Here is a 17,452-nt window from a genome sequence, read left to right as displayed (position 1 = left end):
TTTTGCGTAAAGCACTCACAGAAAGCCAAAGGTTGTTGTATAGTCCGCTTCTTTTTTCGGAGGAACCATGCTGACCAACTCATCCACCCGCCTTAATAAATACATCAGCGAAAGCGGCATTTGCTCGCGTCGCGATGCCGATCGTTACATCGAGCAGGGCAACGTTTTTATCAACGGTAAACGTGCCTCTGTGGGTGCTCAGGTGTTTGCCGGTGATGAAGTTAAAGTGAATGGTCAGCTGATTGAACCCCGTGACGCCGACGATCTGGTGTTGATTGCGCTGAATAAACCGGTGGGTATCATCACCACCATGGAAGAAGGTGAGCGCGATAACATCAGTGATTTCGTCAACCATAGCAAACGCGTATTTCCGATTGGCCGACTGGATAAAGATTCGCAGGGACTGATTTTCCTCACCAACCATGGTGATTTGGTCAACAAAATCCTGCGTGCTGGCAACAACCACGAAAAGGAATATGTGGTAACGGTCGATAAACCGATCACAGACGAATTTATTACCGGAATGGGCGCGGGTGTCCCTATGCTCGGTACCGTGACCAAAAAATGCAAAGTGAAGAAGGAATCGACCTTTGTGTTTCGTATCACGCTGGTGCAGGGGCTTAATCGTCAGATCCGCCGCATGTGTAAACATTTTGGCTTTGAAGTCACCAAACTGGAGCGTACCCGCATTATGAACGTCAATCTGAAAGGGTTGCCGCTCGGTGAGTGGCGCGATTTGACCGATGATGAATTGATCGACCTGTTTAAGCTGATTGAAAACTCGTCTTCAGAAGATAAGCCGACGAAAAAGGCCCCGGCAAAGACCAGCAACGCGAACAAACCCGTGAGCAATGGCCCGAAGAAAGGCGACAAAGCAGAAGCGCATCCGGCATCACGTAAGCGTTTCACCCAGCCAGGTCGGAAAAAGAAAGGGCGCTGAGACGGTCGGAATGTCAGCTCAGGCTGACATTCCACATTATCAACTGGCACTGTTTGAACGTTGGAAACATAATTTACACTTGGCTCTATCATCCTGTTAATACTTCCCAAACAAATTACTACTACTTTTCCTAATTTTCCCGCAACTCCTTTACTCATGACGAAATTATTTTATAACTGTCTTACTGGCGATTTTTTAATTCTTATAAACTCGTCAAGTGTTAAGGAGGATTGATGAAAATTGTAGTGAGTAGTGATGGTTATCCGGAAAAAAGAAACATAATGGTGGATTCTGAAAACAATTATGTGAATCTGAAAAAGAAAAACATATATCTTTACATCAATGCCCTGCGTCAGAAATTTTTGAAGAAAAATAAGATATTTGTCTTTCAGCCTGTTCCCGGTTTGGCGGCGAATGATGCGGATATCATTCATCTTTTTAATGAAGTTGCCCGCACGTCGGACCGCTGGGTTTCGACCTTCGAAACCGAAATTCCACGCGTCCTGCCGGTTGCAGGCGTAGCCAAGACAGACAATCCCGAACTTCATAACCTGATGCAGCTTGCGGCCCGTAAAGAGTGCATCCAGTTGATTGCCATTTCCGAAGCCACCAGCAATATCCAGCTGAAGCTGCTGGAAGCCTTCCCGGCGTTTAAAGAGGTTATCGCCGCGAAGCTATGCGTGATGCATCCCCCCCAGCCTTTACTCACAGATAAAGGGCGCGAAGTCACCGGAGATAAGGTCACTTTTACCTTTATCGGCAATGAGTTTTACCGCAAAGGCGGGGCCGAAGTGGTGATGGCGTTTTCTGAACTGGCAAACGAGGGGATCATCAATATTGACCGTATACAGGTGAATATCATTGGTGATTTGTCACGCAAACATAATATAGCTCATCGGCAATATCAGGACCGTGAAGAATTCTACAGTCAAATCGAAGGGTTAATCAAAAAATGGCCTTTCTTCCAGCATTCCGCTTCGTTACCCAATTCATCTGTCATTGCGTTATTAAAAGAGACGGATGTTGGCCTGCTTCCCACCTGGCAGGACACTTATGGTTTTTCCGTGCTGGAAATGCAGGCGTGTGGTTGTCCGGTAATAACCACCAATGTGCGTGCATTACCCGAAATTAACCCTCCGACCACCGGCTGGCTTATCGATTACAAACTGAATGATATGTATGAATTTACTATCGATTCAGAGCAGACTAAACAGAAAATCAGGAATACCGTGGTCAGCCAGCTAAAGGGATATATTGCTGATGTCCTGCATGACCCGGAAAGTATCAACCAGCGCTCGGCGCAGGCAATATTGAGGATCCGCCAGCAGCATGATCCCCAAACCTTTAAAAAGCGGCTGAAAGAAATTTATTTATCTTAGGGCCAGACAGGAATTGAGGGATCAGGCTGCGGCCAATCCCTCCAGTCTTGCCACGATGTCGTCCGATAGTTGCAGCCCGGCGCTGGCCAGATTCTGTTTTAGGTGTTCTGGCGAGGAGGTGCCCGGAATCAGCAAGATGTTCGGCGATCGTTGCAGCAACCATGCCAGTGCGACCTGCAATGGCGTTGCACTTAGTTCGTTTGCCACCGACGTCAACTGTTCTGATTGCAACGGGGAAAAGCCGCCGAGTGGGAAGAAGGGTACATAAGCAATGCCCTGCGCTGCCAGGTGATCCACCAGCGCATCATCCTGGCGGTTTGCCAGATTGTAGAGGTTCTGTACACAGGCAATGGGAGTCATGGCCTGGGCATCAGCCACCTGTTTCGCCGTGACGTTGCTTAAACCAATATGGCGTATTAGCCCACGTTCTTTTAGTTTGATAAGCGCGGTGAGTTGTTCCTCCAGAGAGCCTTCCGCCGGACCATGCACATCAAACATGGCGCGCAGATTCACCACATCCATCACCTCAAGACCCAGATTGCGCAGGTTATCTTCCACCGCCTGCGTCAGCTCCACTGGGGTAAAAGCTGGCAACCAGCCGCCTTGCTGGTCACGACGCGCGCCGACTTTAGTCACAAGCACCAGATCCTCTGCATACGGATAGAGCGCTTTTTTGATGAGCTGATTGGTGACATGGGGACCATAGAAATCGCTGGTATCGATATGATTCACACCGGCATCAATCGCCTCTCGCAGCACCTGTAAAGCGCGCGCTTCATCTTGTGGCGGACCAAACACGCCCGGCCCGGCCAGCTGCATTGCACCATAGCCGAGACGATTCACGTTGCGGTCGCCGAGTGGGTAAGTCAATACGGGATGAGACATAAGAACCTCCGTCATAGGGTGTCTGAAGATTGTAACGGTGGCTGGGCTGTGCAACTATCCGGTGAAATCAGGACACAGTGTACGGAGTGGCGCACAATGTCATTAGATATTGCCTTATTACACGCCGTGGTGGCGGTAGCCAAAGCAGGGGGCTTTCGTGAGGCGGCCCGTATGATCGGCAGCAATCCTTCACGGCTGAGTGATGCGGTGCGCCGTGCTGAGCAGCAGTTGGGCGTGCGTCTGTTTAATCGCACCACCCGCACCGTCGCGCTGACCGAAGCGGGCAGGGCCTTGATGGCTCGCCTGCTACCGGCCATGAATGAGGTGGATGCGGCGCTCGATGCATTGAACCGTTTTCGCAACACGCCGGGTGGCACATTGCGCCTGAATGTGCCGGTTAGCGCCGCGCGTCTGGTGCTTCCGGGGATTGTGCCAGGTTTTCTGCAACGCTATCCGGATATTCAGCTGGAAATTGTCGCCGAAAGTAACGTGCAGGATATTTTTCGCGATGGCTGCGATGCCGGTATCCGTTATGACGACCATCTGGAGCAGGATATGGTGGCGCTGCCCATTGGCCCGCGCACCCAGCGCTTTGCTGCTGCGGCTGCCCCCGGGTATCTGGCGCAATATGGCATCCCGCAACATCCCCGCGACCTGATGCAACATCGTTGTCTGCGCGGTCGTTACGCCACCGGGGTGATGGCAGAATGGGAGTTTGCCCGCGATGGTGAAATCCTGCGTTTGCAGCCCAATGGTCCCTTAACCTGTAGCATTGGTGCGGCGATGGATTTAACTGTGCAGGCGGCCATCGCCGGTGTGGGCATCGTTTATTTGTTTGAAGATTGGTTACAACCAGCGTTCGCCAGTGGGCAGCTACAGCCGATTCTGGCCGACTGGTGGCTCAGTTTTTCCGGGTTATGGCTTTACTACAACGATCGTCGACTGATCCCCGCCCCCTTACAGGCGTTTATCGATTATGTGCGTGAACTGAATGACAACCCAGCCAGACAAAATTGCTATTCCTGAACTTTTGCGCTGCGTGGTATACCAGGTGGGTGCTATGTATTGAAATAACAGTTAAACAGGGATAATCGTTGGAGGTTTTTTCATGCAGTCGTCTTTTCCCCTCGTCTCGCGCCACACCATCAGCCAGATTTCACCCTCGCTCATCCGCGAAATTGCCAATGAAGGGATGGATCGTCCCGATATGCTCGCCTTCTGGTTTGGCGAATCCGACAAACCCACGCCACAGTTTATTACCGATGCGGCCATTACCTCGTTACAGCAGGGAGAGACCCGGTATATCCAGAACCTCGGGCGACCCTATTTGCGTCAGGCGTTATCCGATTACCTGAGCCAGCTGCACGGTCATACTATCAGCAGCGATCAACTGGCGATTACCAGTGCCGGAATTAACGGCCTGATGCTGGTGGCGCAAACTGTCCTGTCGCCCGGTGATAAAGTGGTGGCGATCACGCCGGTCTGGCCGAATGTGGTTGAAATCCCGCAGATTCTTGGGGCCTCGGTGGATCGTGTGGCGCTGACGGTGAAAGACGAGGCATGGGCGCTGGATATGGACCAGCTGCTGAGTGCGCTAACACCCGATGTGCGCATGTTGATTATCAACTCGCCGGGTAATCCTACCGGCTGGACGATTACCGATGATGAGGTCCAGACAATCCTTGTGCATTGTCGTAAACACGGTATCTGGATCCTCAGTGATGACGCCTACCAGCGCTTGATCTATGCCAGCGATCGGCATTATGCGCCCTCATTTCTGGATTATGCCACGCCGGACGACCGGCTTATTTCGGTAAATACCTTTTCTAAGGCCTGGTTGATGACCGGTTTTCGCGTCGGCTGGGTGGTGGCTCCGCCATCCATCATTGGCGCGCTGGAGAAGTTGATTGAGTTCAATACCAGCTGCCTGTTCGAACCCTGTCAACGCGCGGCACAGGCGGCGCTGCTGGGCGGGGAAAGCGGAATTATCAGCCTGCGTGCCGAGCTGGCACACAGTTACCAGTATCTGGTGAACGGCCTGCGGGAATTACCGGGCGTCAGCGTACCGGAAAGCGGTGGCGGCATGTATGCGTTCTTTCGCATTGAAGGATTTGACGATACCACTACGCTGGCGAAACGACTGGTGCGGGAAAGCGCTCTGGGGTTGGCGCCTGGTGCTGCGTTTGGTCCTGAAGGCAACGGCTGGCTACGCTGGTGCCATGCGGTTTCGTCAACGGACAAGTTGCAGCAGGGACTGGCGCGGTTGAGTGAGTTTTTGGCGCGGAATCGTTAAAAGTCGGTCGTGGGTCGCAAAACCGGGATAAAAACGCAAATTACCGCAGCGTAATATATAAAAAATTTTGGATAGTTCAGAGGGTTGACATAAAATCGCGACGGGTGCTTGAGGCTTTCTGCCTTAAGCATTTGCCGACGGCAGAAAGAAAAAAGCCCCAAGTGACTATAAATCAACTTGAGGCCCATCTTTATGCTTCGACAACATAAAGATAGCCTCTTACGCGCCGAAAGGCAAGGGGAAGCAACCATGAAGCAGCATAAGGCGATCCTGATCGCCACCATCGTATTAGGGGCGGTCATAGCCGCCATACTGGTATCGAGGAAAGACCTCTGTGAGGTGCGAATCCGAACCGGCCACATGGAGGTTGCTGCACTCATGGATTACGAACCCAGGTAAGAGCAACCGGCGGGGAGTGATCCCCGCCACTCTTTATAGTGTTGCGGCTGGCCTCAATGCACCCAATTCTTTTCTTTTAATCGTTTTGATTGTCTGTACGAAATAAAAAGGGTGCTTTTCAGCACCCTTTTCATATTTTCGCTAGCTTTGCGCACCAAGCAAAATTAGGCGTTCAGCAGCTGATCCGCTGTTTTTTCCACCAGCGCCAGCAGGATTTTGACATCCTCCAGCGTTACGGTTGGATTCAGCAGTGTCAGCTTCAGGCAGGTGATGCCATCCGCTTCGGTCACACCGACGTTGGCGCGGCCAGACTCCAGCAGGGCATCGCCGATACGCTGGTTGAACAGCGCGACTGCCGCATCACCACTGGCAGCCAGCTGCTCAGGGCGGAAACGGAACAGCACGCTAGCCAGCTGTGGCTGCATCACCAGCTCGAAACGCGGCAGGTCAGCAACATATTTTGCCACTTCCTGTGCCAGCGTGACGCCGTGATCGATAATCGCCGCGTACTGTTTCTGCCCCAGCGCTTCCAGGCCCATCCACAGTTTCAGCGCATCGAAGCGACGCGTGGTTTGCAGGGATTTGGAGACCAGGTTCGGCACGCCTTGCTCTTCGTCGAACTCTGAGTTCAGGTAAGCCGCCTGATAACGCATCAGCTCGTAGTGCCGTTCGTCTTTCAGCAGGAACGCACCACAGCTGATGGTCTGGAAGAACTGCTTGTGGAAGTCGAGAGTTACGGAATCCACCAGCTCCAGGCCATCGAGGTAATCGCGATACTTCTCTGACAGCAGCAGCGCGCCGCCCCAGGCTGCATCAACGTGAACCCAGATGTTGCGCTCAGCCGCGATACCGGCAATTTCACGCAGCGGATCAATCGCACCGGCATCGGTAGTACCTGCGGTGGCTACGATCGCCAGAATCTGCTCGCCATTGGCATCCGCCTGCGCCAGTTTGGCTTTCAGGTCGTTAACATCCATACGGGCGAAACGATCTGATTTCACCTGAACTACCGACTGGTAGCCGTGACCCAGCAGAGCCATGTTCTTCTGTACGGAGAAGTGAGCGTTTTCGGAGCACAACACTTTAATCTTACGCAGATCGCCAGTGATGCCATCCTGCTGCACTGAGTGACCCTGACGCGCATAAAACGCATCACGCGCCAGCATCAGGCCCATCAGGTTGCTCTGGGTACCGCCGCTGGTGAAGACACCCGCATCGCCAGCCGGGTAGCCAACCTGCGCACGCAACCACTCGATCAGCTTGATCTCGATGACGGTCGCTGACGGGCTTTGGTCCCAGGAATCCATACTCTGGTTAGTCGCGTTAATCAGCACTTCCGCCGCCTGGCTAACGACCAGGCTTGGGCAATGCAGATGCGCTACGCACTGTGGGTGATGCACCGACAGGCTGTCTTTCAGAAAGTATTCAATCGCGCGTTCAATCGCGGCCTGGTTGCCCAGGCCATTCGGATTGAAGTCGAGCTTGATACGCTCGCGCAGTTCGGCAACCGTTTTGCCCTGATACATCTCAGGCTGCTTCAGCCACTGCACAACCGCGGCGCTGCTCTGCGCAATCGCCTGCTGGTACGCTTCAATGCTTTGGGCAGAAGCGGCCAGAATCGGGTTTACTTCAGTCATCTAACTCTTCCGAATCAAACAGGTTTGATGCCTGCGCCCAGAAGCGCCTGCTCAAATTTATCAAGGAAAATCGCCAGCTCATCGTTGGTGATCAGCAGCGACGGCAGCAGACGCAGGACTGCGCCATGACGGCCACCACGCTCCAGAATCAGACCCGCTTCGAAGCATTTTTTCTGCAGCAGGGCAGACAGCTCACCATCAGCCGGGTAAGCACCCATGTGGTCAGCAGCTTCGTTTGGTTTAACGATCTCAATACCGATCATCATGCCCATGCCACGGATATGACCGATTACCGGATAACGCTGCTGCATTGCAGCCAGCTGCGCTTTCAGCCATTCGCCCTGTGCGGCAACTTTGCCAGCGATATCCTGTTCTTTCAGGATTTTCAGGGTGGTCAGACCGGTAGCCATTGCCAGCTGGTTGCCACGGAAGGTGCCAGTGTGGTGACCCGGTGACCAGGCGTCGAACTGTTTCTTAATGCCCAGCACCGCCAACGGCAGACCGCCACCCACAGCTTTTGACATCACGATGATATCCGGCTCAATGCCAGCGTGTTCGAAGGCGAAGAATTTACCGGTACGGGCAAAGCCAGCCTGGACTTCGTCGAGGATCAGCAGAATGCCGTGTTCCTGAGTCACTTTACGGATACGTTGCAGCCACTCAACCGGGGCCGGGTTCACACCACCTTCACCCTGAACGGCTTCAAGGATCACGGCAGCAGGTTTACGCACGCCGCTTTCAACGTCGTTTATCAGGTTTTCGAAGTAATAGGTCAGTGCTTTCACGCCGGCTTCACCACCGAGACCCAGCGGGCAACGGTACTGATGCGGATAAGGCATGAACTGGACTTCCGGCATCATGCCGTTGACCGCTTCTTTCGGTGACAGGTTGCCGGTTACCGAAAGCGCACCGTGGGTCATACCATGGTAACCACCAGAGAAGCTGATCACGCTGCTACGGCCAGTCACTTTCTTAGCCAGTTTCAGTGCGGCTTCAACAGCATCAGCACCGGAAGGACCGGTGAACTGCAGGCAATATTCTTTACCCTGACCCGGCAGCAGTGACAGCAGGGATTCAGAGAACTGATCTTTTAATGGAGTAGTCAGATCGAGGGTATGTAACGGCAAGCCGCTGGTAATGACATTTTGGATGCTTTGCAGAACTTCCGGGTGGTTATGACCCAGAGCCAAAGTTCCTGCGCCAGCCAGGCAGTCAAGATATTGTTTATTCTCAACATCGGTAATCCATACGCCATTCGCTTTGGCAATCGCTAAAGGTAATTTGCGCGGGTAACTCCTGACATTCGATTCGAACTCAGCCTGACGGGCTAAGAACTCGTCGTTGTTTCCGTTGAATGAGTTGGCACCAAAATTATCAATACGGACTTTATCCGTCATCATATCTCTCCTACAACCGACGGCGGGAAAAGCGCACCGGTTGGTTAATTGAACAAAAAAGTATCAGCTGTGAAAAAAACGCGGCCAATATAGAGCCTTTTACCCTGGGGGGCAATGATTAATTTTGTTTAGAATTGTTTATTACTTCTATATACGAATCAGGGATTTGCTGAAGAAATGGCCGATTATTTTATCATGGCAGTATGACGTGCCTATTAAATAATCGAGTTAATAAAAAGACTTATAGCAGCGAGAGATAGCCAGGGAGCGAAAGCGATGGCGCGCGAGAGGCTTCGCTGCCACAAAATTCTGGAAATTAAGCCAAATAAAATGCCGCCGCAACCCGCGATAATAAGCACAATATTTAGCAAGCAGTAGCCGGGGTCACTGCTGTTGCTTAAACATTTGTATCGCTTCCTGCACATTGCTGGTTTCCAGCTGCATTACGCGAGCATTGTCCAGAAATACGTCATAGTGTCCGGCGTTATAGCGAAACACATAAAGCGCACCGCGGAAGCGCAATCCTTTTGTTTTTACGCCAATATGATGACGACGCAGCGCGGCTTGTGAGAGACGGTCGGTATCGGTTTTCACGGCAGCAACCTCCGTGCCTGTGGTTAAGTAAAAGCTAAGTAAATCAGCATAATAGAATTTCCTTAGTTTTCCCTTAAGAACAGTATAGTTAATCTCCTAAACAGTTGTTTTCAGAAACATCACAACATCATCCATACCGCTTCAATCGCTAAACCGCAGCGATGAATCGCCTTGAAACCCCGATAGCACCTCATTTCTTGCACAGCAGAAAACAGCGTGATCTGGCTCCTCTTTTTCTACAAAGCTTCAACGTTAGTCTGAAAAGTGACTCCATCTGCACTCTATTTAATGTTCCGTTAAGTTTTCCATCGTATTTTGGTCTACAGAGAAACAACCTAATGTCTCTAATGCTTTCAAAATGTGAGAATTATTTGCGAAGTCTAACATGCTGTACTAATTGTTTATCTGGTGAACTCATAGAGATATAGCCCGTTAAACATAACATTTTCATATCATCATTCTGGCTATGTTTTTTACCCTTACGAAGTGAAAGGCATTACACATTAAGGAAGCTAATCCATGTCTTTTCTCCCATTCTCTCGCCCTTCGCTGGGTGAAGAAGAATTAGCAGCGGTTAAAGCGGTGTTTGAATCCGGCTGGATTACCACCGGTCCACAATGTGCCGCCCTGGAGCAGGCCTTTTGCCAGTTAACCGGCAACCAGCATGCGATTGCCGTCTGTTCCGCCACGGCGGGTATGCACGTAACCCTGATGGGGCTGGGCATTCAGCCTGGCGATGAAGTTATTACCCCCTCACAGACCTGGGTTTCAACCCTTAACATCATCACCCTGATGGGTGCTACGCCGGTGATGATAGATATTGATCGTGACACCTTGATGGTAACGCCTGAGCAGGTTGAAGCGGCCATTACACCCCGCACACGCGCCATTATTCCCGTGCATTACGCTGGTGCCCCGGCTGATATCGATGCGATTCGCGCGCTCGGCGAACGTCACGGTATCCCGGTAATCGAAGATGCAGCTCATGCGGCTGGCACCCTTTATAAAGGGCGTCACGTTGGGCAGGTCGGCACAGCCATCTTTTCACTTCACGCCATTAAAAATATTACCTGCGCCGAAGGTGGCGTGGTGGTGACGGATGATGCTGACCTTGCAGACCGCATTCGCAGTCTGAAATTTCATGGTCTGGGGGTTGATGCTTACGATCGTCATACCCACGGACGCAGGCCGCAGGCTGAAGTGATCATGCCCGGCTTTAAATACAATTTGCCGGATATCAGTGCCGCCATTGCGCTGGTACAGCTGAAAAAACTGGCTGACATCAATGCACGTCGCAAAGCCATTGCAGAGCGCTACCTGACGGAACTGGCTGATACGCCGTTCCTGCCGCTGGCATTACCCACATGGTCACATCAGCACGCCTGGCATCTGTTCATCATTCGTGTGGATGAGGCGCGTTGTGGTATCAGCCGTGACGGTTTGATGGAAGCGCTGAAGGCGGTCGATATTGGTACTGGCCTGCATTTCCGTGCCGCCCATACCCACAAATATTATCGCGAGCAGTATCCGCAACTCTCCTTACCTAATACTGAATGGAACAGCGACCGCATCTGCTCCATTCCGCTGTTCCCTGATATGACTGATGATGATGTTGAGCGGGTCATCAAAGCGCTGCGCACGCTAGCCGGAGTCTGAAATGCTGGAAGAAAAACCGATTCGTAAAGTGTCCGTGGTGATCCCGGTCTACAACGAACAAGAGAGCCTGCCGGAGCTGATCCGTCGTACCCACGCTGCGTGCGACACCATTAATCTGGAGTATGAAATCCTGCTGGTCGATGACGGCAGTAGTGATCGCTCAGGTGAAATGATCGCCGATGCTGCCGATATGCCAGGCAGCCACGTGGTGGGCGTGTTGCTCAACCGTAACTATGGTCAGCACTCTGCAATTATGGCGGGATTCAGCCATGTCAGCGGCGATCTGATTATCACCCTGGATGCGGATTTACAGAATCCACCGGAAGAGATTCCGAATCTGGTTGCCGCTGCCCTGCAAGGGTACGACGTGGTCGGCACGGTTCGTCAGAACCGTCAGGACAGCTGGTTCCGCCGTCGGGCATCACGCACCATTAACCATTTGATTCAACGTGTTACTGGCAAAGCCATGGGTGATTACGGGTGTATGCTGCGAGCATATCGCCGTCATATTATTGATGCCATGCTGAATTGCCACGAGCGCAGTACCTTTATTCCTATTCTGGCAAACACCTTTGCCCGCCGCACCATTGAGTTACCGGTTAAACACGCTGAACGCGAATTTGGTGATTCCAAATATAGCTTTATGCGTTTGATTAACCTGATGTACGACCTGGTGACCTGTCTGACCACCACGCCGCTGCGTCTGTTGAGTGTGGTGGGCAGCATCATTGCGCTGGCCGGTTTTGCCTTTTCTTTAATTTTGATTGTGTTGCGTTTATTCCTCGGCGCAGCCTGGGCTGGCGATGGCGTGTTTATGCTGTTTGCCGTGCTGTTTATGTTTGTTGGCGCGCAGTTCGTCGGCATGGGACTTCTCGGCGAATATATTGGCCGGATTTACAACGATGTCCGCGCTCGTCCGCGCTACTTTATTCAACGTGTTATCCATCCGCAAAAAGATGCATCTGTACAGGAAATTGAGCAATGAAAACCATCGTCTTCGCCTATCACGACATGGGCTGTGCAGGTATTAATGCCCTGCTGCAATCTGGCTTCGAGATTAGTGCCATCTTCACTCATCCGGACGCGGCTAATGAAAACCACTTCTTTGGTTCGGTTGCTCGTATCGCCGCAGAACAGGGCATCCCGGTTTATGCCCCGGATGATGTCAATCATCCGTTATGGGTTGATCGCATTAAAGCGATGGAACCGGAAATCATTTTCTCGTTTTACTACCGTAACCTGCTGAACGACGAGATTCTCAATAGCGCCCGTCTTGGTGCTTATAACCTGCACGGTTCTCTGCTGCCGAAATACCGTGGACGTGCGCCGCTGAACTGGGTACTGGTCAATGGCGAGAGCGAAACGGGTGTGACCCTGCACCGCATGGTTAAACGCGCCGATGCTGGCGATATCGTGTCTCAGGTTCGCGTGCCAATCGACGAGCAGGACAATGTGCTGACGCTGCATCGCAAGCTGGTGCTGAGTGCCACTCAACTGCTGGAAAGCGTATTACCGGCGATGAAGCGCGGCGAGATCAATGCCCAACCGCAGGATGAGAGTGAAGCCACGGTAGTAGGGCGTCGCACACCGGAAGATGGACGTATCGATTGGTCACGTCCTGCACATGAAATCAATAACCTGATTCGTGCGGTCACCGATCCCTGGCCTGGCGCTTTTGGTTATGCCGGCACAGTGAAATTTATCGTCTGGAAAGGGCGCGTTCATCCTGCGGCACACGGTGCTAAACCGGGGACCGTATTATCGGTTGAACCTTTCCTGATCGCCTGCGGTGAAGGTGCGCTGGAAGTGATCACCGGACAGAGCGAGAACGGTGTCTATATGAACGGTAGCCAGCTGGCGCAAAGCCTCGGTATGGTGCCGAGTGCGCTGCTCTACTCTAAGCCGGTTGCTGCGGTGAAACGTCGTACACGCGTGCTGATCCTCGGTGTGAATGGTTTTATCGGTAACCATTTGACTGAGCGTTTGCTGGAAGATGACAACTTCGAAGTTTACGGCCTGGACATCAGCTCTGATGCGATCAGCCGTTTCCTGGGCCACCCCAGCTTCCATTTTGTTGAGGGTGATATCAGCATTCACTCAGAGTGGATTGAGTATCACATCAAGAAATGTGACGTGGTGCTGCCGCTGGTGGCGATCGCTACGCCAATTGAGTACACCCGAAATCCGCTGCGCGTCTTCGAACTGGATTTTGAAGAAAACCTGAAAATCATCCGTGATTGCGTGAAATACAAAAAGCGCATCATTTTCCCGTCCACCTCAGAAGTGTACGGCATGTGTACCGACCGCCATTTTGATGAAGATAACTCCAACCTGGTGGTGGGACCGATCAACAAACAGCGCTGGATCTACTCCGTATCCAAACAGCTGCTGGACCGCGTGATCTGGGCCTATGGTGAGAAAGAGGGACTGCGTTTTACCCTGTTCCGTCCGTTTAACTGGATGGGTCCGCGTCTGGATAACCTCAATGCCGCACGTATCGGCAGCTCGCGCGCCATCACCCAGCTGATCCTTAATCTGGTGGAAGGTTCGCCGATCAAGCTGATTGACGGCGGCGCGCAGAAACGTTGCTTTACCGATATCCGTGATGGCGTGGAAGCGCTGTTCCGTATTATCGAGAACAAGCAAAACAATTGTGATGGACAGATTATCAATATCGGTAACCCGGATAACGAAGCCAGCATCAAGGAACTTGCCGAGCAGTTGCTGGCCAGCTTTGAACGCCATCCGCTGCGCAGCCAGTTCCCGCCGTTTGCCGGTTTCCGCGAAGTGGAAAGCAGCAGCTACTACGGTAAAGGTTATCAGGACGTTGAACATCGCAAGCCGTCGATCAAAAACGCCCGTCGTCTGCTGGGATGGACGCCAGAAGTGCAGATGGATATCACCATCGACAACACCCTCGACTTCTTCCTGCGCACCGTTGAGTTGCAGGCTGAGAAGTCATGAAAAAAGTAGGCTTGCGCGTTGATGTCGATACCTGGCGCGGTACGCAACAAGGCGTACCAGCGCTACTGGAACTGTTTAGTCTGCATCAGGTGCAGGCCAGTTTCTTTTTCAGCGTCGGGCCGGACAACATGGGACGCCACTTGTGGCGTCTTATGAAGCCGCGCTTTTTATGGAAAATGCTGCGTTCACGCGCAGCATCGTTGTATGGCTGGGACATTTTGCTGGCCGGTACCGCCTGGCCGGGGAAGCAAATTGGCCGCGGCCTGGAGGAGATCATCAGCGCGACGGCGGATCATCATGAGGTTGGCTTGCACGCCTGGGACCATTTTGCCTGGCAAACCTGGGCTGGGGTATGGCCGGAGCAACGATTAGTCGAAGAGATTGCCCGTGGTAAGCAGGCACTGGAAGCGATAATAGGTGACAATGTCACTTGTTCGGCGGTGGCTGGCTGGCGTGCCGATGGCCGGGTTGTCGAAGCAAAACAACAGTTTGGCTTTCGTTACAACAGCGATTGTCGCGGTACCCGACCATTCCTGCCGCGTCTGAGTGACGGTACGCTGGGTACGGTGCAGATTCCGGTGACGTTACCCACCTGGGATGAAGTGGTGGGCCCGAAAGTCAGCGCGATTGATTTTAACGACTATCTGCTTGATCATCTGCGCGATGCAGGAGATTCAGCGGTTTACACTATCCACGCCGAGGTGGAAGGGATTGTCGGACATCAGGCGTTTGCGGAATTGCTGACCCGGGCGGAAAAGCTGGGCATTCAATTCTGTCCGCTGAGTGAACTGCTACCTGACGATTTAAGCACATTGCCCATTGGCAACATCGTGCGCGGACAAATTCCCGGACGCGAAGGCTGGCTCGGCTGCCAGCAAGAACAATACAGGTAACCACGGATGCGTACTGGCACCAAAACGGCTCTGCTTCTGTTTGTATTTGCACTTTATTACCTTATCCCCATCGAATTCCGTGCCTTATGGCAACCAGATGAAACCCGTTATGCGGAGATCAGTCGGGAGATGCTGGTCAGCGGTAACTGGGTGACGCCGCACTTTTTTGACCTGCGTTATTTCGAAAAACCGATAGCGGGTTACTGGGTGAATAATCTCGGACAGCTGCTATTTGGGCATACGAATTTTGGCGTCCGTGCTGGCTCCATTATCAGCACCACGCTCTCGGCACTGCTGGTGTTCTGGCTTGGCATGCGGTTATTTGCCAACCGTACGGTAGCATTGAGCGCCAGTATCATTTTCCTCACCTCGCTGCTGGTTTACGGTGTGGGTACCTATGCGGTACTCGATCCGATCCTGACGTTGTGGCTGGTAGCCGCCATGGCGAGTTACTGGCTGGTGGCTCAGGCCAGCGACACACGGCAGCGGCTCCTCGGCTACGTTTTGCTGGGTGTCGCCTGTGCCATGGGTTTTATGACCAAAGGATTTCTGGCGCTGGCGGTGCCGGTGCTGGCGATTTTGCCCTGGGCGATCGCGCAACGTCGATTTGGCGAGCTGTTGCGCTTTGGCCCGCTGACCGTGCTGGTCGCAGCGCTGGTCAGTGCGCCCTGGTCACTGGCGATTTATCGTCAGCAAGGTGATTTCTGGCATTACTTCTTCTGGGTTGAACACATCCAGCGCTTCGCCGAATCCGATGCACAGCATAAAGCGCCGTTCTGGTATTACCTGCCGGTGTTGCTGGCGGGTTCACTGCCGTGGCTGGGGCTGCTGCCTGGCGCATTGTGGCAGGGCTGGCGTCAGCGCCGTCAGCAGGCGGGGTTAAGTTACCTGCTGAGCTGGGTGCTGATGCCGCTGCTATTCTTCAGCATTGCCAAAGGCAAATTGCCAACCTACATTCTTTCGTGCTTTGCGCCACTGGCGCTGCTGATGGCGCATTATGCGCATAGCATGACGCCGCAGGTGATCAAAGCGCTGAAAGCGAATGCCTGGATCAACATCGTGTTTGGCGGCATCGCGGCCCTGGCACTGGTTGTGGTGCTGGCACCGTGGGGCGTTGCACACCGTCCTCCTTTCAGTGTGACTGAGCATTATAAGCTGCTGCTGGGCGTGCTGGCCTTTGGCGGTTGGGGCCTGGCGGGGGCGTTAAGTCGGCGTAACTGGCAACTGGCTGCGTTTTGCCCGCTGGTACTGGCGCTGATTATTGGGTTTGCCATCCCGGACAAGGTACGTGATTCCAAGCAGCCCCAGAGCTTTCTCAATGTGGTCGCCGGGCAGTTGGCCGACAGCCGTTATATTCTGGTAAATGGTCCAGGGGTGGCTTCAGCGGTGGCATGGCAAGTGCAGCGCAGCGATATTTTTCTCTACGATCAACAGGGTGAAGTGGAATACGGCTTGCACTACCCGGATGCACAGCAACGTTATGTATCGGCTGATGCCTTCAGCAATTGGCTGGCTGAGCATCGTCAGCACGGTAACGTCTCACTGGTACTGATGATGTCGTCTGTCGATGCCAATCCGGACCCAGGTTTGCCGAAACCTGACTTTATCTATCGTCAGGGGCGGCTGGTCTATTACGGATATCATTCACTGCCATGAGCTTGTTATTGATCCTGATGGTTAGCCTGTTGAGCTGCATTGCGCAGCTGTGCCAGAAACAGGCGGCATATATTGGCAGACGCCACGGCAAGGCACGTTTACTGATGTGGATTGCGCTCAGCATGTTACTGCTGGGCGTAGCGATGCTGATCTGGCTCGCGGTGTTACGCATGGTTCCGGTTGGCATGGCCTATCCGATGCTGAGTCTTAACTTTGTACTGGTCGCCTGTGCCGCTCGTCTGATCTGGCGGGAAACGTTTACCGCGCGACAGATTTTCGGCACGCTGCTGATTGTGGCAGGTGTGGCCCTGATGGGAAGTCATCTATGAAAGGCTATGGACTGGCGTTGTGCAGCGTGGTGCTGGTGTCACTGGCGCAGTTGCTGATGCGCAGCGCGATGCTGCAATTTCCAGCGTGGCCGGATGTTCTCACCCCGTTACTCTGGCAGCATCCGCAGCCGTTGGTTTTTCTGTTTATTGGTTTGAGCGCTTATGCGCTGTCAATGCTGTGCTGGATGCTTTCGTTGCGTCATCTGGCACTGAACCGGGTCTATCCATTGCTCAGTATCAGTTATGTACTGGTATGGCTGGCGGCGATCTCATTGCCGGTGTTTGGCGAAACCTTCCGCTGGAGCAGCCTTGCTGGCGTCGGATTGATTGTCGCCGGTCTGCTCTGCGTCTCCCTGCCAGGCAAAAAATAATCTCAAGGCGGGCATCGTGGATGCCCGAATGGGATAGATTTTTTTCTAATTTTATATAT

Annotated in this window: 16 protein-coding genes; 12 read left to right on the top strand and 4 right to left on the bottom strand. The window is 52.9% G+C overall.

Annotation, left to right across the window (positions count from 1 at the left end; translation table 11 throughout):
- The first annotated feature begins 67 nt into the window (after positions 1 to 67).
- Both rluF and HA50_RS29725 read left to right on the top strand, forming a co-directional pair.
- Positions 68 to 940 (top strand): 23S rRNA pseudouridine(2604) synthase RluF, encoded by an 873-nt coding sequence (gene rluF / locus HA50_RS29730; RefSeq protein WP_084880978.1) that lies wholly within the window; start codon positions 68 to 70, stop codon positions 938 to 940.
- Between the two features lie 233 nt (positions 941 to 1,173).
- Positions 1,174 to 2,319, top strand: coding sequence for a glycosyltransferase family 4 protein (locus HA50_RS29725; protein WP_084880977.1), 1,146 nt, complete (start codon positions 1,174 to 1,176; stop codon positions 2,317 to 2,319).
- 21 nt (positions 2,320 to 2,340) lie between these two features.
- Here the strand turns inward: HA50_RS29725 and HA50_RS29720 are convergent, their stop codons facing one another.
- Positions 2,341 to 3,204: an aldo/keto reductase family oxidoreductase gene (locus HA50_RS29720; protein WP_084880976.1), complete on the bottom strand. Its 864-nt coding sequence runs from the start codon at positions 3,202 to 3,204 to the stop codon at positions 2,341 to 2,343.
- Positions 3,205 to 3,300: 96 nt separating this feature from the next.
- Here HA50_RS29720 and HA50_RS29715 point away from each other — a divergent pair, with 96 nt between their 5' ends.
- From HA50_RS29715 to HA50_RS29705, 3 genes are all read left to right on the top strand, one after another.
- Positions 3,301 to 4,230 (top strand): LysR family transcriptional regulator, encoded by a 930-nt coding sequence (locus HA50_RS29715; protein ID WP_084880975.1) that lies wholly within the window; start codon positions 3,301 to 3,303, stop codon positions 4,228 to 4,230.
- 82 nt (positions 4,231 to 4,312) lie between these two features.
- Positions 4,313 to 5,497: a pyridoxal phosphate-dependent aminotransferase gene (locus HA50_RS29710; RefSeq protein ID WP_084880974.1), complete on the top strand. Its 1,185-nt coding sequence runs from the start codon at positions 4,313 to 4,315 to the stop codon at positions 5,495 to 5,497.
- A gap of 249 nt (positions 5,498 to 5,746) precedes the next feature.
- Positions 5,747 to 5,896 (top strand): Hok/Gef family protein, encoded by a 150-nt coding sequence (locus HA50_RS29705; RefSeq protein ID WP_084880973.1) that lies wholly within the window; start codon positions 5,747 to 5,749, stop codon positions 5,894 to 5,896.
- Positions 5,897 to 6,060: 164 nt separating this feature from the next.
- Here HA50_RS29705 and HA50_RS29700 read toward each other — a convergent pair whose 3' ends face one another.
- The 3 genes from HA50_RS29700 to HA50_RS29690 form a co-directional block, all read right to left on the bottom strand.
- On the bottom strand, positions 6,061 to 7,533 hold the full coding sequence (locus tag HA50_RS29700) for a pyridoxal phosphate-dependent decarboxylase family protein (protein WP_084880972.1): 1,473 nt from the start codon (positions 7,531 to 7,533) through the stop codon (positions 6,061 to 6,063).
- Between the two features lie 14 nt (positions 7,534 to 7,547).
- Positions 7,548 to 8,933 (bottom strand): diaminobutyrate--2-oxoglutarate transaminase, encoded by a 1,386-nt coding sequence (locus HA50_RS29695; protein WP_084880971.1) that lies wholly within the window; start codon positions 8,931 to 8,933, stop codon positions 7,548 to 7,550.
- Positions 8,934 to 9,314: 381 nt separating this feature from the next.
- Positions 9,315 to 9,524, bottom strand: coding sequence for a hypothetical protein (locus tag HA50_RS29690; RefSeq protein WP_084880970.1), 210 nt, complete (start codon positions 9,522 to 9,524; stop codon positions 9,315 to 9,317).
- A 519-nt stretch (positions 9,525 to 10,043) separates the two neighbouring features.
- Between HA50_RS29690 and arnB the strand changes: the two genes are divergently transcribed.
- Genes arnB through arnF form a run of 7 tightly spaced genes read left to right on the top strand, consistent with a single transcriptional unit; the run spans position 10,044 to position 17,393 of the window.
- The gene (gene arnB, locus HA50_RS29685; protein ID WP_084880969.1) at positions 10,044 to 11,180 is read left to right on the top strand and encodes a UDP-4-amino-4-deoxy-L-arabinose aminotransferase; all 1,137 of its coding nucleotides are present in this window, start codon (positions 10,044 to 10,046) and stop codon (positions 11,178 to 11,180) included.
- Between the two features lies 1 nt (position 11,181).
- Entirely contained in the window at positions 11,182 to 12,165 is a 984-nt protein-coding gene (gene arnC / locus HA50_RS29680) for an undecaprenyl-phosphate 4-deoxy-4-formamido-L-arabinose transferase (protein WP_084880968.1), read from the top strand.
- Positions 12,162 to 14,144: a bifunctional UDP-4-amino-4-deoxy-L-arabinose formyltransferase/UDP-glucuronic acid oxidase ArnA gene (gene arnA, locus HA50_RS29675; protein WP_084880967.1), complete on the top strand. Its 1,983-nt coding sequence runs from the start codon at positions 12,162 to 12,164 to the stop codon at positions 14,142 to 14,144. The genes arnC and arnA overlap by 4 nt, the downstream gene beginning before the upstream one ends.
- A complete protein-coding gene (gene arnD / locus HA50_RS29670; RefSeq protein WP_084880966.1) occupies positions 14,141 to 15,037 on the top strand; it encodes a 4-deoxy-4-formamido-L-arabinose-phosphoundecaprenol deformylase in 897 nt (298 codons plus the stop codon). The genes arnA and arnD overlap by 4 nt, the downstream gene beginning before the upstream one ends.
- A gap of 6 nt (positions 15,038 to 15,043) precedes the next feature.
- Positions 15,044 to 16,693: a lipid IV(A) 4-amino-4-deoxy-L-arabinosyltransferase gene (arnT, locus tag HA50_RS29665; protein ID WP_084880965.1), complete on the top strand. Its 1,650-nt coding sequence runs from the start codon at positions 15,044 to 15,046 to the stop codon at positions 16,691 to 16,693.
- On the top strand, positions 16,690 to 17,022 hold the full coding sequence (arnE, locus tag HA50_RS29660) for a 4-amino-4-deoxy-L-arabinose-phosphoundecaprenol flippase subunit ArnE (RefSeq protein WP_084880964.1): 333 nt from the start codon (positions 16,690 to 16,692) through the stop codon (positions 17,020 to 17,022). The genes arnT and arnE overlap by 4 nt, the downstream gene beginning before the upstream one ends.
- Positions 17,019 to 17,393, top strand: a complete 375-nt coding sequence (gene arnF, locus HA50_RS29655) for a 4-amino-4-deoxy-L-arabinose-phosphoundecaprenol flippase subunit ArnF (protein ID WP_084880963.1) — start codon at positions 17,019 to 17,021, stop codon at positions 17,391 to 17,393. Before arnE ends, arnF begins: the two co-directional genes overlap by 4 nt.
- The last annotated feature ends 59 nt before the right edge of the window (positions 17,394 to 17,452 follow it).

The organism is Pantoea cypripedii, from assembly GCF_002095535.1.
Classification (GTDB): domain Bacteria; phylum Pseudomonadota; class Gammaproteobacteria; order Enterobacterales; family Enterobacteriaceae; genus Pantoea; species Pantoea cypripedii.
The sequence above is the reverse complement of the archived record's forward strand: the minus strand, read 5'-3'. Positions and strand labels throughout refer to the sequence as shown.

What these genes read in the sequence shown, in the direction of transcription:
- HA50_RS29705 (WP_084880973.1), top strand. Translation starts at nt 5,747, where the DNA reads ATGAAGCAGCATAAGGCGATCCTGATCGCCACCATCGTATTAGGGGCG.
- HA50_RS29725 (WP_084880977.1), top strand. Translation starts at nt 1,174, where the DNA reads ATGAAAATTGTAGTGAGTAGTGATGGTTATCCGGAAAAAAGAAACATA.
- arnE (WP_084880964.1), top strand. Translation starts at nt 16,690, where the DNA reads ATGAGCTTGTTATTGATCCTGATGGTTAGCCTGTTGAGCTGCATTGCG.
- arnD (WP_084880966.1), top strand. Translation starts at nt 14,141, where the DNA reads ATGAAAAAAGTAGGCTTGCGCGTTGATGTCGATACCTGGCGCGGTACG.
- arnA (WP_084880967.1), top strand. Translation starts at nt 12,162, where the DNA reads ATGAAAACCATCGTCTTCGCCTATCACGACATGGGCTGTGCAGGTATT.
- HA50_RS29700 (WP_084880972.1), bottom strand. Translation starts at nt 7,533, where the DNA reads ATGACTGAAGTAAACCCGATTCTGGCCGCTTCTGCCCAAAGCATTGAA.
- HA50_RS29695 (WP_084880971.1), bottom strand. Translation starts at nt 8,933, where the DNA reads ATGATGACGGATAAAGTCCGTATTGATAATTTTGGTGCCAACTCATTC.
- HA50_RS29710 (WP_084880974.1), top strand. Translation starts at nt 4,313, where the DNA reads ATGCAGTCGTCTTTTCCCCTCGTCTCGCGCCACACCATCAGCCAGATT.
- arnT (WP_084880965.1), top strand. Translation starts at nt 15,044, where the DNA reads ATGCGTACTGGCACCAAAACGGCTCTGCTTCTGTTTGTATTTGCACTT.
- HA50_RS29720 (WP_084880976.1), bottom strand. Translation starts at nt 3,204, where the DNA reads ATGTCTCATCCCGTATTGACTTACCCACTCGGCGACCGCAACGTGAAT.
- arnC (WP_084880968.1), top strand. Translation starts at nt 11,182, where the DNA reads ATGCTGGAAGAAAAACCGATTCGTAAAGTGTCCGTGGTGATCCCGGTC.
- arnF (WP_084880963.1), top strand. Translation starts at nt 17,019, where the DNA reads ATGAAAGGCTATGGACTGGCGTTGTGCAGCGTGGTGCTGGTGTCACTG.
- HA50_RS29715 (WP_084880975.1), top strand. Translation starts at nt 3,301, where the DNA reads ATGTCATTAGATATTGCCTTATTACACGCCGTGGTGGCGGTAGCCAAA.
- arnB (WP_084880969.1), top strand. Translation starts at nt 10,044, where the DNA reads ATGTCTTTTCTCCCATTCTCTCGCCCTTCGCTGGGTGAAGAAGAATTA.
- rluF (WP_084880978.1), top strand. Translation starts at nt 68, where the DNA reads ATGCTGACCAACTCATCCACCCGCCTTAATAAATACATCAGCGAAAGC.